Source organism: Devosia chinhatensis, from assembly GCF_000969445.1.
Classification (GTDB): Bacteria; Pseudomonadota; Alphaproteobacteria; order Rhizobiales; family Devosiaceae; genus Devosia; species Devosia chinhatensis.
The window spans coordinates 1,287,715-1,302,467 of sequence record NZ_JZEY01000054.1 but is presented as its reverse complement, the minus strand read 5'-3'; the positions used below and the strand labels follow the sequence as shown (position 1 = coordinate 1,302,467).

Sequence of the window (14,753 nt, the reverse complement as noted above, 5' to 3'; positions counted from 1 at the left end):
TCGGCTCTGATCAGAACGGCACGTCTTCGGAATCGACGATCTTCTTGGCGGCGGCCTTCTTGGGGGCAGCTTTTTTGGCGGGCGTCTTTTTGGCGGCCGGCTTCTTGGCTGCGGCCTTCTTGGGCGCCGCGGCTTTCTTCTTGCCGCCGCCGGCCTCGGCCTTGGCCGCGATCATGGCGATGGCCTGTTCGAGCGTCACCTCTTCGGGCTTCACATCCTTGGGCAGCGTGGCGTTCACCTTGCCCTGGTTGACATAGGGCCCGTAGCGGCCGGCACGCACGGTGATGGGGCCGCCATCGTGCTCAAACGTCTGGATCGCGGCGACGGCGGCACCGCGTCCGCCCCGGCCGCCACCCGCTGCCTTCTGGGCGATCAGGTCCACGGCGCGGTTGATGCCGACGGTGAACACCTCCTCCACATCGGGAAGATTGGCATATTTGCCATCGTGCAGGATGAAGGGTCCATAGCGGCCCAGGCCGGCGCTGATGGGCAGGCCGGTTTCCGGATGGAGGCCCACTTCGCGCGGCAGCGACAGCAATTGCAGCGCTTTTTCCAGCGTCAGTGCGGCCGGTTCCCAGCCCTTGGGCAGCGAGGAGCGCTTGGGCTCCTTGCCGTCGCCGAGCTGTACATAGGGGCCGAAGCGACCGGTCTTGAGGTGCACTTCCTCGCCCGATTCCGGATCGGTGCCGAGGACGCCGTCACCGGCAGCCGCATCCGAGGACTGGCCGGAGGCCGCATCGGACAGCTGCATGGTGTGCTTGCATTCGGGGTAGTTCGAGCAACCGATAAAAGCGCCGAACTTGCCCAGTTTCAGCGACAGGGTGCCGGTGCCGCAAGTGGGGCACTTGCGTGGGTCCGAGCCATCTTCCTTGGCCGGGAAGATGTGATCGGCCAACAGATCGTTGAGCGCGTCCAGCACTTCGGAGACGCGCAGGTCCTTGATCTCCTCGGTGGCGGCGGTGAAATCCTTCCAGAAGTCGCGCAGCAGCACCTTGTAGTCGAGTTCGCCGGCCGAAACATGGTCCAGTTGCTCTTCAAGGCCGGCAGTGAAGCCGTATTCGACATAGCGGGTGAAGAAGCTTTCGAGGAAGGCGGTGACGATGCGGCCGCGATCCTCGGGATGCAGAGCCTTACCCTCAAGGCGCACATAATTGCGGTCCTTGAGAGTGGTCAGCGTGGCCGCATAGGTGGACGGCCGGCCGATGCCGAGCTCTTCCATCTTCTTGATCAGGCTGGCTTCGGTATAGCGGCCGGGCGGCTGGGTGAAATGCTGTTCGATCTCGACCTTCTCAAGGCTCGGCTTGTCGCCAACCTTGAGGGGCGGCAATTCGCGGCTGTCGCTGTCATCGTCCTCGCCATCACTCCGGGCCTCGACGCCATAAAGCGTGAGGAAACCCGGGAAAGTGACGACCGAACCGGTGGCGCGCAAGGCGACGGCGCGGCCCGGGACATTGACGGCGATGTCGACGCTGGTGCGATCGATCTCGGCCGAGGCCATCTGGCTGGCCAGAGTGCGCTTCCAGATCAGCCCGTAGAGCTTTTGCTGGTCGGCATCGAGGCTGAGGCTCTCGGGCCGCTTGAACATGTCGGTGGGGCGGATGGCCTCGTGCGCTTCCTGCGCGTTCTTGGCCTTGGTCTGGTAGATGCGGGCCTTCTCGGGCAGGTATTCGGCGCCGAAATATTTGCCGATCACCGAACGGGCCATGGCGATGCCCTCGGGGGCCATCTGCACGGCGTCGGTTCGCATATAGGTGATGAGGCCGTCCTCATAGAGGCGCTGAGCGATCTGCATGGTACGGCTGGGCGAAAGGCCGAGGCGCGAGGAGGCATCCTGCTGGAGCGAGGAGGTCGTAAAGGGCGCGTAGGGGTTACGCTTTGTCGGCTTCTTCTCGACATTGGCGACGTTGAACTGGCCGCCTTCGATCAAAGCCTTGAGCGCGGCGGCGTCTTCGCCCGTCTTGACGTCGAGCTTGTCGGTCTTCTTGCCATCGACCGAGAAGAGGCGGGCGACAAAGGACTTGCCCGACTGGGCCAGCTGGGCTTCTACGGACCAGTATTCATCGGGCCGGAAGCGCTCGATCTCGCTTTCGCGCTCGGAGACGAGACGCAGGGCCACAGACTGCACGCGGCCGGCCGAGCGGGAGCCCGGCAGCTTGCGCCAGAGAATGGGCGAAAGGGTGAAGCCGACGAGATAATCGAGGGCGCGGCGGGCGAGATAGGCGTCCACCAGCGGCATGTCGATATCGCGCGGCTTGGCCATGGCTGCGGTGACCGCATCCTTGGTAATGGCGTTGAAGACCACACGCTGGACGGGCGTATCCTTCTTCAATGCCTTCTTGGCGCGCAGCACGTCGAGAATGTGCCAGGAAATAGCCTCGCCTTCGCGATCCGGGTCGGTGGCGAGGATCAGGCCATCGGCCCCCTTGAGCGCGCCGGCAATGTCGGCAATGCGCTTTTTTGATTGCGTGTCCACTTCCCAGGACATGGCAAAATCTTCATCGGGACGAACCGAACCGTCCTTGGCCGGCAGATCGCGGATATGACCGAAGCTGGCCAGGACCTCGTAGTCCTTGCCCAAATATTTGTTGATTGTCTTGGCTTTAGCCGGACTTTCAACGACGACGACCTTCATTCGGCGATCCGATCCGCAACAGTCTTTGGAGAGGGCGCAACATGGTGAAGGCCGATGCCGGTGTCAACGGGGACCCCGTGCCCGACCTCAAAGGCCGTGATCCAATGGGTTGCGCTGGCTCTTCCATACATGCCAGACTTGCAGCAGGCGCCTTCCGCGCCGCAGCCATTCGAAAATCGTCATGCCGTCCAGACCGCCCCACCGGCAGGGCCTGGCCTGACCGACTTCTGGAGGAAGAAGATGGACTATCGCAAGCTCGGCAATTCCGGCGCTGTCGTTTCCAATCTGTGCCTGGGCACGATGACGTTCGGCGACGAGGCCGATGAGGCCACGTCCTTTGTGCTGATGGACCAATATGTCGAAGCGGGTGGCAATTTCCTCGATACGGCGGACGTCTATTCGGCGGGCCTTTCGGAGGAGATCGTCGGGCGCTGGCTCAAGGGCAAGAAATTGCGGGATCTGGTGATCGCCACCAAGGGACGTTTTCCCATGGGCCAGGGCCCCAATCACCTAGGGCTGTCGCGCAAGCATCTCGGCGAGGCGCTGGACGCGTCACTGCAGCGGCTGGGCGTCGAGCAGATCGACCTCTACCAGATGCATGCCTGGGACGCGCTGACCCCGCTGGAAGAAACCCTGCGGTTTCTCGACGACGCGGTGCGCTCCGGCAAGATCGCCTATTACGGGTTCTCCAATTTTCTCGGCTGGCATATCACCAAGGCCGTCTGGATGGCTCGTGCGCAGGGCTATGCCGCGCCGGTGACGCTGCAGCCGCAATATAATCTGCTGGTGCGCGACATCGAGCACGAAGTCGTGCCGGCCTGCGAGGATGCGGGAATGGGCCTCCTGCCCTGGTCGCCGCTGGGTGGCGGCTGGCTCTCGGGCAAATACAAGCGCGACCAGATGCCCGAAGGCGCGACCCGCCTGGGCGAGAACCCCAAGCGCGGCATGGAAGCCTATGAAGGGCGCAACGCGCAGGAGCGGACCTGGGCGATCATCGGGGCCGTGGAGGACATTGCCAAGGCACAGGACGTGACCATGGCGCAGGTGGCGCTGGCCTGGACGGCGGCACGGCCGGCAGTGACCTCGGTGATCCTGGGCGCGCGAACTGCCGAGCAGCTCAAGGACAATCTCGGCGCCGCCGATCTGGTGCTGAGCGAGGCTGACATGGAGCGGCTCAACGCGGTCAGTGCGCCGCAAATGGCGGACTACCCCTATGGCACCGGTGGCATCGGGCAGCGCAATCGCAAGATCGAAGGCGGGCGCTGAGCGCTCCAATTCGGCCCCAATCGTTTGGCACTTGCCCCTGGACCTGCAACAATGGTGTCTAGGGGCAAATGACCCACCTGCCCGTATCGCTGATTCCCGATTTCGATCTTTCCGCCCGCAACACGTTGGCATTGCGGGCGCAATCGCGCTTTGCCGTCGAGATCAGCGACGCGGGCATGCTGGCCGGCCTGTTCGAGACCGCGAGCAACATGGGATTGCCTGTTCGGGTCCTCGGCGGGGGCAGCAATGTGGTGCTGGCCCCCCAGTTCGACGGCATCACGGCACTGATCTCGACCAAGGGCAAGCGCATCGTCAGCACCGATGACGAGGCGACGCTCATCGAAGCTGCGGCCGGCGAGAGCTGGCACGACCTCGTGGCCTGGACGGTGGAGAACGGTCTTGGCGGGATCGAGAACCTGGCCCTGATCCCCGGCACGGTCGGTGCTGCGCCAGTGCAGAATATCGGTGCCTACGGAGCCGAGCTGGCCGATTGTTTTGCGGAGCTGACGGCATATGATTGCCGGACCGGGGCGGACCGTCTCTTCGACGGCAAGGATTGTGCCTTTGCCTATCGCGACAGCGTCTTCAAGCATGAGCCGGATCGCTTCGTGGTCACGACCGTCCGTCTGTGCCTGCCCAAGGCGTGGAAGCCCAACCTCAATTTTGCGGGGCTATCCGACCTTGCCGGCGGTGAGCTGACACCAAAGTCCGTCATGGAGCGGGTGATTGCCTTGCGCACGAGCAAGCTGCCGGACTGGCGCGTTCATCCCAATGCCGGATCGTTCTTCCAGAACCCGATCGTGACACTGGATGCGGCGCAACGCGTACTGGCCGAAACGCCGACCGCGCCCAATTATCCGCAGGCCGACGGCCGCACGAAACTCTCTGCCGGCTGGCTGATCGAACAGAGCGGGCTCAAGGGTTTTCGTATGGGACCGGTGGGCATGTCGGATCGGCACGCTCTCGTGGTAGTCAATCATGGGGGTGGCCAGCAGGCCGACGTGGCGGCGCTGGCCGCGTATGTGAAAGACAGCGTGCGCGCCCGGTTCGGCGTCAGCCTGCACGAAGAGCCGGTCTTTCTCTAGCCGCTAGGTGTGACGCAATCCGACCAGCTGACCGCTGGACCATTCGATCTGGCCGGCAAGGTCGAGTTCGAGCAGAACGATCTGCATGGCGGTCGGGGCAATCCCGGTCTGGGCCAGGAGTTCATCGACTTCCACAGGGGTCGTGGACAGGGCTTCGAGAACCCGAGCCTTGTCGGTCTCGGCCAGGGGGGCAGCATCGGCCATCAACGCCTCGGGCGGACGCCATTCTGGATCGAACAGGGCGGTGCGCGACGGATCGGCATTGCCCAGGCCCTCGATGATGTCCTCGGCGCAGGTGATGAGGCGCGCGCCCTGCTGGATGAGCGCATTGCCTCCCTCGGCGCGCGGGTCCAAAGGCGAGCCGGGCACGGCGAAGACCTCGCGGTTCTGCTCGAGCGCCAGGCGCGCGGTGATGAGCGAACCCGACCTTTTGGCGGCCTCGACGACGACGATCCCCAGGGACAGACCTGAAACCAGCCGGTTACGCCTCGGGAAATCCCTGGCGCGCGGCTCCCAGCCGAGAGGCATTTCGGTGAGTAGCGCGCCGCCATTGTCGAGGATGTCATGGGCCAGCGGGATGTTCTCGTCGGGATAGATGCGGTCGAAGCCCCCGGCCAGAACCGCGATGGTGCCGGTTTCGAGCGCGGCGCGATGGGCGGCGGTATCGATGCCCCGCGCGAGACCCGAGACGACGACGTATCCCTTGGCGCCCAGGTCGGTGGCGAGGATGCGCGTCATCTTGACCCCGGCCGAAGAGGCGGTGCGTGCGCCCACGATGCCGATGCTGCGCTGCCAGTCGAGCCTTTCGCCACCGGCCATGGTGATCAGCGGTGGCGCCCCGGAAATGTAATTGAGATGGGAGGGGTAATCGGGCTCGCCTTGGGCCACGAGGCGCGCGCCATAGCGCGACAGGCCGGCAATCTCATCCTCGGCGCGGGCCTGACTGATGACGTTGAGCGGGCGGCCAGCGCGCTTGCTGAGATCGGGCAAGGCGGCGATCGCTTCTTCGGCCGAGCCGAAACGGTTGAGCAATTGGCGGAAGGTGACCGGGCCGACATTGTCGGTGCGGACCAGCCGCAACCAGGCGAGGCGCTGGGCGGGCGTGAGTGTCGTGGTCCCCCGCCCCGGCATCGTCACCCGGCCTTCTTGCTGCCGCCGATGGTCGGCTCGGTGCCCTTGAGCAGGCGGGCAATGTTTTCACGGTGCTGGAAAAAGAGCAGCAGAGCCAGACCCAGCACAACGATCGCGAGGCGCTCGCTGCCCAGCACATAGGCAAAGATCGGGGCCGTGGCCGCAGCGGTAAGGGCAGCCAGCGAGGACATCTTGCGGGCAAAGGCGATGAGCAGCCACACCGCGCAGAAGATGAGCCCCACGGGCCAGGCCAGGGCGAGGAGCGAACCGATCATCACTGCCACACCCTTGCCGCCCTTGAAGCCGAGCCAGACGGGGAAACAATGGCCGAGAAAAGCGCCGAGCGCCGCCAGGCGGGCCGCATCCTCGCCCCAGAAATAGCGGGCCAGAAGGATAGGCACCACGGCCTTGAGCGCATCGAGCACAAGAGTGGCGGCGGCAACCTTGCGATTGCCGGTGCGCAGGACATTGGTGGCGCCGATATTGCCCGAGCCGATCTTGCGGATATCCCCCAGGCCGGCGGCGCGGGTGAGAATAAGGCCGAACGGAATGGAGCCGGATAGGTAGCCCAGCACCAGGGCAAGCAGGAGCGACAGGAACTCGACGGGCATGGTCTACGGCCTCCCTTTTCGAGCAGGAGTAGCGTCAAGGGCGCCCATGCCACAAGGAAAAAGCGGAACGTGCACACAGGGATCGCGTTCTGGCCGGCATAAGCCAGGGCCGCGAGCCGATTTGGCAAAGACGGTCCGATCCCCTACATAGGGTGGAATTTCCCAAAGCCGCGACACATGGCCAAGACACCCAAAACAAAAAATACTTCCGGGCCCAAGCGGCCGCGCCTGCCCGTTGCCGACCGCCTGCCGACGCGCGAGCAATTGCTCGAGGCACTAGCCGAGCAGGACGACATCAAGGGTAAGCGCGACCTGGCCAAGGTCTTCGGCATTCGCGGCGATCTGCGCCGGCCGTTCAAGGCCATGCTGAACGAGCTCGAAGGCGAAGGCGTCATTACGCGGACCCGCAAGGCCCTGCGCCGCACGGCCGCCCTGCCCCACGTGACGGTGCTCGACGTTCCCGGCGATGCCGACCCCGACAACCTGCACGCCTTTCCGGCGCAATGGAACGACGAGGAAGGCGAGCGTCCCCGCGTCCGTGTGATCGTGGATAGCAAATCCCGCGTGGTGCCAGCGCCCGGCGACCGCATCCTGGCGCGGATCGATGCGGGCGAAGAGGTCGTTCCCGATTATTCGGCCAAGCCGATGAAGGTGCTGGACAAGCCGCGCCGCGCCCATATCGGCATCGTGCGGCTGGACGACGATGGCGCCCGCCTCATTCCGGTCGATCGCAAGCAAAAGGAAATGCGTATCCCGACGGGCGACCTGGGCAAGGCGAACGACGGCGATCTAGTCGAGGTGGAGGTGAAGCTTTCGGGCCGGCTGATGATTCCCCGGGCGCGGGTGACCAATGTCATCGGCAATCCGAAATCGGAAGGCGCGGTCTCGCTCATCGCCATCCATAACCTGGAAATCCCGCACGTCTTCCCCGCCAGCGTCATTCGCGAGGCGGAAGAGGCCAAGGAAGCTACGCTCAAGGGGCGCGAAGACTGGCGCGACCTTCCGCTTATCACCATCGATCCGGCCGATGCGAAGGATCATGACGACGCGGTGCATGCGACTGTAGACGACGATCCCGCCAATGCGGGGGGCTTTGTGGTCACCGTGGCGATCGCCGACGTCTCGGCTTATGTGCTGCATGGCACCGCGCTGGATCGGGAGGCGTATCTGCGCGGCAATTCGGTCTATTTCCCGGACCGCGTCGTGCCGATGCTGCCCGAGCGCATTTCGAACGAGCTGTGTTCGCTCAAGGAAGGCGTGGCGCGGGCCGCACTGGCCGTGCGCATGGTGCTGGGCGCCGATGGTCGCAAGAAGAGCCATTCGTTCCATCGCATCCTGATGCGGTCGGCAGCCAAGCTCAGCTATCAGCAGGCCCAAGCGGCCATAGACGGCAAGCCGGACGACCAGACCGGGCCGCTGTTCGAGCCGATCCTGAGGCCGCTCTGGGCCGCCTATGCCGCCATGGCCAAGGCGCGCGACCAGAGGGGGCCGCTCGACCTCGACCTGCCCGAGCGCAAGATCCTGCTCGATGACAAGGGCATGGTGCGCGACATCCACATTCCCGAACGCCTCGACGCCCATCGGCTGATCGAGGAAATGATGATTGCCGCCAATGTCGCGGCAGCAGAAACGCTGGAACAGAAGCGCAGCGAACTGCTCTATCGGGTCCATGACGAGCCGAGCTCGGAAAAACTGCAAGCGCTGCGCGATTTCCTCGGCTCGCTCGACATTGCGGTGAAAAAATCAGACAGCGTGCGGGCCTCCGATTTCAACGGCATTCTCGGGCAGGCGCGAAAGGCCGGCAATATCGAGCAGGTCAGCGAGATGGTGCTGCGCAGCCAGGCGCAGGCGGAGTATTCGGCAGAGAATTACGGACATTTCGGGCTTAACCTCGACCGCTATGCGCATTTCACCTCGCCCATCCGGCGCTATGCCGACCTGATCGTGCATCGGGCGCTGGTGCGTGCGCTGGGCCTGGGCGCGGACGGTTTGACCGAACAGGAGGCGACCAAGCTGGCCGGGATCGCCCAGCATATTTCGGCGACGGAGCGCCGGGCGATGCTGGCGGAACGCGAGACGTCGGACCGGCTTTTGGCGCAGTACCTGGCCGAGCGGATCGGCGCCAAGTTCGACGGGCGTGTTTCGGGCGTCACCAAATCGGGCCTCTTCATCCGACTGGCGGAAACCGGCGCGGACGGTTTCGTGCCCGCATCCACGCTGGGGCAGGATTTCTATCGATATGTGCCTGAGCGCCAAGCCATGATCGGCGAGCGGTCCGGAGAGACGTTCACCCTGGGCGACAAGGTGCAGGTGCGGCTCCTCGAGGCAGCACCGGTCGCGGGGGCGTTACGCTTCGAGCTTTTGTCCGAGGGGACACGCGGCAATCCGCCCTCTGGAAAACGGCTGCGCAAAGGACCATCTAGGAGCTTCGGTCCCAAGGGCCGGAGAAAGAGGTAACTGATGACCGATCAGGCCAAAACTCTCGAGGAACGCAGCGTCGGCCGCGCCATGTGGCGAGGCACGCTCTGCCGGTGTCCGCATTGTGGCCAGGGCAAGATGTTTCGCGCCTATCTCAAGGTGGCGGACCAGTGCGATGTGTGCGGCGAAGAGCTGAACCATCATCGCGCGGACGACTTTCCGCCCTATATCGCCATTACCATCGTGGGGCACATCATCGTGTTCCTGATGCTGCACATGGACATGTCCTACCGGGTGGAGCCGATCACCTATATCTGGACGATGGTGCCGCTGGCGATCGTATTGCCGCTGGCTATCCTGCCCTCGATCAAGGGTGCGATTGTCGGGCTGCAATGGGCCAACCGCATGTATGGCTTCGGCAGCGGCCAGAAGGACTGACCAGAGCCCTTTAGTCAGGCGGGGCCTTGCTCGCTTCGGTCCTCAAGGACGAAATGGTGCGCCGACCATTCCGCGTCGATGGCGACCTCGCTGACAGGCCGCCATCCGGCGCGCTCGAGCACCGACAGGTCACCCTTCGGGCCCAGCGGAGCGGCGCTTTTGCGATAGGCGATCCAGAGCAGGCCGTCGGGGGGCATTTCGGCGAGAATCCTGTCGGCCATAGAATCCATCTCGGAGGCGGACTCGAAAAAGGCCAGGACGCCGTCATAAGCGTCCTTTTCATGAACCGGCTCGACCTCGGCTCCGGCACTGATTTCCTCGGCAATGTGCTGGGGCACATTGATCAGCCAAAGCCTTGTGCCAGAGCGGACCTGCAGTTTCCGGAGCAATTCGGTTGGTGGGGTCATCAAAGCCTCCTCGGTGCCGCGCTATCGACTTGACAACGGGCCGCAAATCCGTAGGTTGCGCCCAAATTCCGGCGCTGCCCCGTAGCGGCGCCTTTCGCTTTGTGAAGGACCACTATCATGGCCAAGGCCGCCACCATCAAGATCAAGCTCGTCTCGACGGCCGATACCGGCTTTTTCTACGTGACGAAGAAGAACGCCCGTACCCAGACCGAAAAGCTGGCCTTCAAAAAGTACGACCCGGTCGTGCGCAAGCATGTTGAATTCAAGGAAGCCAAGATCAAGTAATCTGGCTGTTCCTTTCTGGAATGAAGGAAACCCCGCAAGCGATTGCGGGGTTTTCGTTTTCAGGAAAGCGCGGCCTCTCCCGACACCGTCGCTGCCAATGGACCACGGACCCGCCCGGTAGGGACAGAAAGGGGCAGTCAGACCCCATTGCCGTCGACACCGTCGCGCTTTTGGCCAAGCCGGGTGGCGCAACAACCATTCAGGTGCAAGAAGAGTGGCTGGTCCGGAGCGGCATGTTGAAGAGGCCACTCTGTCCGCGTCCGGACCAACCGCCCTACGGGAAGCTCAGGAGTTGCGGCGGACCTGAGGATTAGCCGTAGGGATTGACTGGCACCTGAGTATTTGTCCCGATGCCCATGTCCGCGAAAATACGCCTGCGGCCCGGAAACGCCAAGCATTTCCGGGCTCTCAGGACTGACAAGCCATTATTAATTATAACGAATAACCCTAATGCATCCGATTTGACGGATTGCTCAGGCGGCGTCGAAGATGACCCGATTGCGGCCTTCACGCTTGGCGCGGTAGAGCGCGACGTCCGCCCGCTTGACCAGGCTTTCAGGCGTATCAGCGCGGGTTTCGTTGAGGGAAACGCCCACCGAAACGGTGACGCTTAGCGGGCGGCCGTTGCCGACTTCGAAGCCCTTTTCAGCGATGGACTGGCGGACGCGCTCCGCCACGGCATCGGCCTGGGCAAAATCGGTATCGGGCATGAGCACCACGAATTCCTCGCCGCCGAAGCGACAGGCGAGGTCCACCCCGCGGATATTGCGGCGCAGGCGGGCGGAAAATTCGCGGATCACGGCGTCGCCGATATCGTGGCCGTGAGTGTCGTTGACGGCCTTGAAATGGTCGATGTCGAGGATCATCAGCGCCAGATCGCGTTCCTGCTCCTGGGCCTTGCCAAGCATAATATTGAGGTGGCGCTCGAAGTAGCGACGATTGTAAAGGCCGGTCAGCTCGTCTGTGACGGCCATGGCCAGCGTGTTGTTGACGCTCTGGCGCAGTTCGAGAGCATAGCGGTGGCGACGAATTTGGGTGCGCACGCGTGCCACCAGCTCGTTGCGCTCCAGCGGACGATGGATGAAATCGTTGATGCCGAGATCGAGCGCCCGCACGACGCGCGGCTTGTCGGCTGGATCGGCCATGAGAATGATGGGAAGATTGCGGGCCTGTTCGACGGTGCGAATCTGCGAGCAGACACGCAACGGATCGAATTCGTCGAGGCTCATGCTGACCAAGGCCAGCTCGTAATGGGCGCCGCTGACCTGAAATACGGCATCGGCCGGCTGGGTCAGGATATCGACGCGGTGTTCGGGCTCGAGATAGGCGCGGATGCGCTCGGCGTGGCGGGCATCGGTATCGACGATCAGGACCGAACCGCCGCTGGCCGAGATCTGGTCCATGGCGCGCAGGGCGTCTTCAATGGCGATCTGCTGGCCGGTGAGCGCGCGGGCGCGCAATTCGTCGGTGAGCGACTTGAGGCGGACGAGGCTTTTGACGCGCGCCATGAGCTGGGTGTCGTCGACTGGCTTGGTGAGGAAGTCATCGGCGCCGGCATCCAGACCCTGCACCCGGTCGGATGGCTGGTCGAGGGCGGTGATCATCAGCACCGGAATGTGGTGTGTCCTTGGGTCGGCCTTGAGCCGGCGACAGACTTCGAAGCCATCCATTTCGGGCATCATCACGTCGAGCAGGATGATGTCGACATCCTGGCTCTGGCAAATGGCCAGCGCCTCGCGGCCGGAACTGGCGCTGACGACATCATAATATTCGGCAGTCAGCCTGGCTTCGAGCAGCCGAACATTGGTCGGAATATCGTCGACAATAAGAACGCGCGCAGTCACACACACTACCCTGGAAATACTCACCGGCCCGCCGGCACGTCCCTGCCGGCGTCGAACCCGCCTCAACCGCGCCGCTGGACGCGGCGCCTATTCAGGCTGGCCCAATGTAATGGGCAATGGTTTCCAGAAAGTGAGATACAGAGATCGGCTTGGAGATATAGCCCTCGCATCCACCCTGCAAAATGCGCTCCTCGTCACCTTTCATGGCAAACGCGGTGACGGCAATGACCGGGATATGGGCGAGCTGGTCGTCGTCCTTGAGCCATTTGGTGACGACGAGGCCGGACACTTCGGGCAATTGAATGTCCATCAGGATCAGATCGGGCATGTGCGCCCGGGCCAGATCCAGTGCCTCCATGCCGTTGCGCGTCTGGATAACGGTATATCCGCGCGATTCCAGCAGATCGTTGAAGAGCTTCATGTTGAGCTCGTTGTCTTCGACGATCATAACAGTCTTGGGCATGTTCCCTCGCTTGGCGCTGACCGCCCTGTGTGCGGATCTTCGCTTTTCCGGCCATTTGGGCTAGCATTGAAACCGTTACAAAACATCAAATGAGGCCCGACTTGCCCGTTTCCGATCGCTCCGAGCCGGACGTCTCCGCGCTGGCCGATGGCTGCCTTGGCTATCTGGCGGACCATCCAGAAGAGCTTCTGGCCTTCATGCAGCATGCCGGGCTCGACCCGCAGAGCCTGCGCGCCGCCGTGGGAACGGTTCGCCTGCAGCACGGGCTCATAGACTACTTTGCCTCAAACGAAGCGATTCTGCTCGCCTTGTGCGCCAATGGTGGCTTTTCACCGGAATCGTTCATGCGCGTCTGGCATCGGCTCAACCGGGTGGAGTGAATGGCTGCGGACTGGCTGTGTCGGGATTGCCTGAACCACGGGAAGAGCGATGCGGCGCCCAGCCGCTGCCCGGCCTGTGGCTCGCCGCGCCTGCGCAGCCATGACGAATTGTTCTCGCTGTCCATCGCCCATGTGGATTGCGACGCCTTCTATGCCTCGGTGGAGAAACGGGATGATCCCAGCCTGCGCGACAAGCCGCTGATCATCGGCGGTGGGGTGCGCGGTGTGGTTTCGACCTGTTGCTATATCGCCCGGCAGTCGGGCGTGCGCTCGGCGATGCCGATGTTCAAGGCGCGGGACCTGTGCCCCGAAGCGGTGATCATCAAGCCCAACATGGCCAAATATGTCGAAGTCAGCCGGCAGATCCGCGCGCTGATGGATGGCCTGACGCCGCTGGTCGAGCCCATTTCGATCGACGAGGCCTTTCTCGACCTGACCGGCACCGAAAAGGTGCACAAGGCGCCCCCTGCCCTGACTCTGGCCCGCTTCGCGCGGCAGGTGGCGCAAGAAATCGGCGTCACCATCTCTGTGGGCCTCAGCCACAACAAATTCCTCGCCAAGGTGGCCTCCGATCTCGACAAGCCGCGTGGATTTGCGGTGATCGGGGCCGAGGAAACGCTCGCGTTTCTGGCGCCGAGGCCGATCAGCCTGATCTTCGGCGTCGGCAAGGTGTTCTCCGAAACGCTCAAGAAGGACGGCTACCTGACAATCGGACAGTTGCAGCAGGAAGATCCGGTGCGGCTGATGAAGCTCTATGGCGAATCCGGCGCCCGCCTGGCGCGCCTGGCTCAGGGGCTGGACAGCCGGCGCGTGTCGATCGACGGGGAAATGAAGACCATTTCGTCCGAGACCACGTTTAACTCGGACATCGCCAGCCTCGATGCGCTCTCGACACAATTGCTCCAGTGCTGCGAACGCCTGTCCGAACGGCTCAAGGCCAAGAATGTGGTGGGCGACACGGTGACGCTCAAGCTCAAGACCGCCGGATTTAAGTTGCGCACGCGGGCCCGACAGCTGATGATGCCCACGCAGCTTGCCAATGTTCTTTACGAAACCGGCATGAGCCTGTTGCGGCGCGAAGCCGACGGGACGCCGTTCCGCCTTATCGGCATCGGCGTGTCCGGGATCGAAGCGGCCGATGGCGCCGATCCGGTGGACCTGCTGGAGCCGCTGGTGGCCCGCAAGGCTGCTGCCGAACGGGCCATGGATCGCGTTCGCACCCGTTTCGGCCGTACCGCCCTGGTGCGTGGCAAGCTCTATACCGCCCGGTCCGACATTCCGTCGACTCCGGCATCCGAAGAAGAAGCAGAAGACCTCGAAGGCAAGACCAGATGACCGACCCGATCGAAAAGCTCCGTGAATATGGCTACGAACTGCCCGCTCCCAAGGCGCCGGTGGCCAGCTATGTCCCCGTCACCCGTTCCGGCAATCTGATCTATGTGTCGGGGCAGATTTCCAGCAACGAAGCCGGCGTGGTGCAGGGCCGGCTGGGCGATAACATGAACGTGGTGCAGGGTGGCAATGCCGCAGAATTGTGCGCGGTCAATATCATGGCGCAGGTGGTGCATATGGCCGGCGTGCCGCTGCACGAGATCAAGAAAGTGCTCAAGCTGACGGTGCTCGTGGCCTCGGCGCCCGACTTCACCGAGCAGCATCTGGTCGCCAATGGTGCGTCCAACCTGTTCGTCGGTGTTCTGGGTGACAAGGGCAAGCATGCCCGCGCCGCCTTCGGCGTCGTATCGCTGCCGCTGGGCGCAGCAGTGGAAATCGATGCGGTGATCGAGGTCTGAGCG

The 14,753-nt window shown here is 63.4% G+C and carries 14 protein-coding genes; 8 read left to right on the top strand and 6 right to left on the bottom strand.

Annotated elements, in window-relative coordinates:
- Positions 1-10: 10 nt before the first annotated feature.
- The gene (gene topA, locus VE26_RS06270; protein WP_046104204.1) at positions 11-2,632 is read right to left on the bottom strand and encodes a type I DNA topoisomerase; all 2,622 of its coding nucleotides are present in this window, start codon (positions 2,630-2,632) and stop codon (positions 11-13) included.
- 240 nt (positions 2,633-2,872) lie between these two features.
- Between topA and VE26_RS06265 the strand changes: the two genes are divergently transcribed.
- Both VE26_RS06265 and murB read left to right on the top strand, forming a co-directional pair.
- Positions 2,873-3,898: an aldo/keto reductase gene (locus VE26_RS06265; protein WP_046105088.1), complete on the top strand. Its 1,026-nt coding sequence runs from the start codon at positions 2,873-2,875 to the stop codon at positions 3,896-3,898.
- Positions 3,899-3,966: 68 nt separating this feature from the next.
- Entirely contained in the window at positions 3,967-4,983 is a 1,017-nt protein-coding gene (gene murB / locus VE26_RS06260) for a UDP-N-acetylmuramate dehydrogenase (RefSeq protein WP_046104203.1), read from the top strand.
- A 3-nt stretch (positions 4,984-4,986) separates the two neighbouring features.
- Here the strand turns inward: murB and dprA are convergent, their stop codons facing one another.
- Together dprA and plsY are read right to left on the bottom strand one after the other, a co-directional pair.
- Positions 4,987-6,114, bottom strand: coding sequence for a DNA-processing protein DprA (gene dprA, locus VE26_RS06255; RefSeq protein WP_046104202.1), 1,128 nt, complete (start codon positions 6,112-6,114; stop codon positions 4,987-4,989).
- A gap of 2 nt (positions 6,115-6,116) precedes the next feature.
- Positions 6,117-6,725, bottom strand: coding sequence for a glycerol-3-phosphate 1-O-acyltransferase PlsY (gene plsY / locus VE26_RS06250; RefSeq protein WP_046104201.1), 609 nt, complete (start codon positions 6,723-6,725; stop codon positions 6,117-6,119).
- A gap of 177 nt (positions 6,726-6,902) precedes the next feature.
- Here plsY and rnr point away from each other — a divergent pair, with 177 nt between their 5' ends.
- Complete coding sequence (gene rnr / locus VE26_RS06245) at positions 6,903-9,182, top strand: ribonuclease R (RefSeq protein ID WP_046104200.1); 2,280 nt, start codon at positions 6,903-6,905, stop codon at positions 9,180-9,182.
- A gap of 99 nt (positions 9,183-9,281) precedes the next feature.
- On the top strand, positions 9,282-9,581 hold the full coding sequence (locus VE26_RS06240; RefSeq protein WP_425283850.1) for a DUF983 domain-containing protein: 300 nt from the start codon (positions 9,282-9,284) through the stop codon (positions 9,579-9,581).
- 14 nt (positions 9,582-9,595) lie between these two features.
- On the opposite strand, the gene VE26_RS06235 is transcribed toward VE26_RS06240, so the two are convergent.
- Positions 9,596-9,988 (bottom strand): hypothetical protein, encoded by a 393-nt coding sequence (locus VE26_RS06235; RefSeq protein WP_046104198.1) that lies wholly within the window; start codon positions 9,986-9,988, stop codon positions 9,596-9,598.
- A gap of 117 nt (positions 9,989-10,105) precedes the next feature.
- On the opposite strand from VE26_RS06235, the gene rpmG reads away from it, so the two are divergent.
- Complete coding sequence (rpmG, locus tag VE26_RS06230; RefSeq protein ID WP_046104197.1) at positions 10,106-10,273, top strand: 50S ribosomal protein L33; 168 nt, start codon at positions 10,106-10,108, stop codon at positions 10,271-10,273.
- Between the two features lie 473 nt (positions 10,274-10,746).
- Here the strand turns inward: rpmG and VE26_RS06225 are convergent, their stop codons facing one another.
- Complete coding sequence (locus VE26_RS06225; RefSeq protein ID WP_046104196.1) at positions 10,747-12,117, bottom strand: PleD family two-component system response regulator; 1,371 nt, start codon at positions 12,115-12,117, stop codon at positions 10,747-10,749.
- Positions 12,118-12,208: 91 nt separating this feature from the next.
- Positions 12,209-12,580, bottom strand: coding sequence for a response regulator (locus VE26_RS06220; protein ID WP_046104195.1), 372 nt, complete (start codon positions 12,578-12,580; stop codon positions 12,209-12,211).
- A 101-nt stretch (positions 12,581-12,681) separates the two neighbouring features.
- On the opposite strand from VE26_RS06220, the gene VE26_RS06215 reads away from it, so the two are divergent.
- Genes VE26_RS06215 through VE26_RS06205 form a run of 3 tightly spaced genes read left to right on the top strand, consistent with a single transcriptional unit; the run spans position 12,682 to position 14,750 of the window.
- Positions 12,682-12,960, top strand: coding sequence for a DUF3572 family protein (locus tag VE26_RS06215; RefSeq protein ID WP_160297812.1), 279 nt, complete (start codon positions 12,682-12,684; stop codon positions 12,958-12,960).
- Positions 12,961-14,295, top strand: coding sequence for a DNA polymerase IV (locus tag VE26_RS06210; RefSeq protein WP_046104193.1), 1,335 nt, complete (start codon positions 12,961-12,963; stop codon positions 14,293-14,295).
- The gene (locus tag VE26_RS06205; RefSeq protein ID WP_046104192.1) at positions 14,292-14,750 is read left to right on the top strand and encodes a RidA family protein; all 459 of its coding nucleotides are present in this window, start codon (positions 14,292-14,294) and stop codon (positions 14,748-14,750) included. The genes VE26_RS06210 and VE26_RS06205 overlap by 4 nt, the downstream gene beginning before the upstream one ends.
- Positions 14,751-14,753: the final 3 nt, after the last annotated feature.

Coding starts and splice junctions, on each gene's coding strand:
- topA (WP_046104204.1), bottom strand. CDS start 2,632: ATGAAGGTCGTCGTCGTTGAAAGTCCGGCTAAAGCCAAGACAATCAAC.
- VE26_RS06265 (WP_046105088.1), top strand. CDS start 2,873: ATGGACTATCGCAAGCTCGGCAATTCCGGCGCTGTCGTTTCCAATCTG.
- murB (WP_046104203.1), top strand. CDS start 3,967: ATGACCCACCTGCCCGTATCGCTGATTCCCGATTTCGATCTTTCCGCC.
- dprA (WP_046104202.1), bottom strand. CDS start 6,114: ATGCCGGGGCGGGGGACCACGACACTCACGCCCGCCCAGCGCCTCGCC.
- plsY (WP_046104201.1), bottom strand. CDS start 6,725: ATGCCCGTCGAGTTCCTGTCGCTCCTGCTTGCCCTGGTGCTGGGCTAC.
- rnr (WP_046104200.1), top strand. CDS start 6,903: ATGGCCAAGACACCCAAAACAAAAAATACTTCCGGGCCCAAGCGGCCG.
- VE26_RS06240 (WP_425283850.1), top strand. CDS start 9,282: ATGTTTCGCGCCTATCTCAAGGTGGCGGACCAGTGCGATGTGTGCGGC.
- VE26_RS06235 (WP_046104198.1), bottom strand. CDS start 9,988: ATGACCCCACCAACCGAATTGCTCCGGAAACTGCAGGTCCGCTCTGGC.
- rpmG (WP_046104197.1), top strand. CDS start 10,106: ATGGCCAAGGCCGCCACCATCAAGATCAAGCTCGTCTCGACGGCCGAT.
- VE26_RS06220 (WP_046104195.1), bottom strand. CDS start 12,580: ATGCCCAAGACTGTTATGATCGTCGAAGACAACGAGCTCAACATGAAG.
- VE26_RS06210 (WP_046104193.1), top strand. CDS start 12,961: ATGGCTGCGGACTGGCTGTGTCGGGATTGCCTGAACCACGGGAAGAGC.
- VE26_RS06205 (WP_046104192.1), top strand. CDS start 14,292: ATGACCGACCCGATCGAAAAGCTCCGTGAATATGGCTACGAACTGCCC.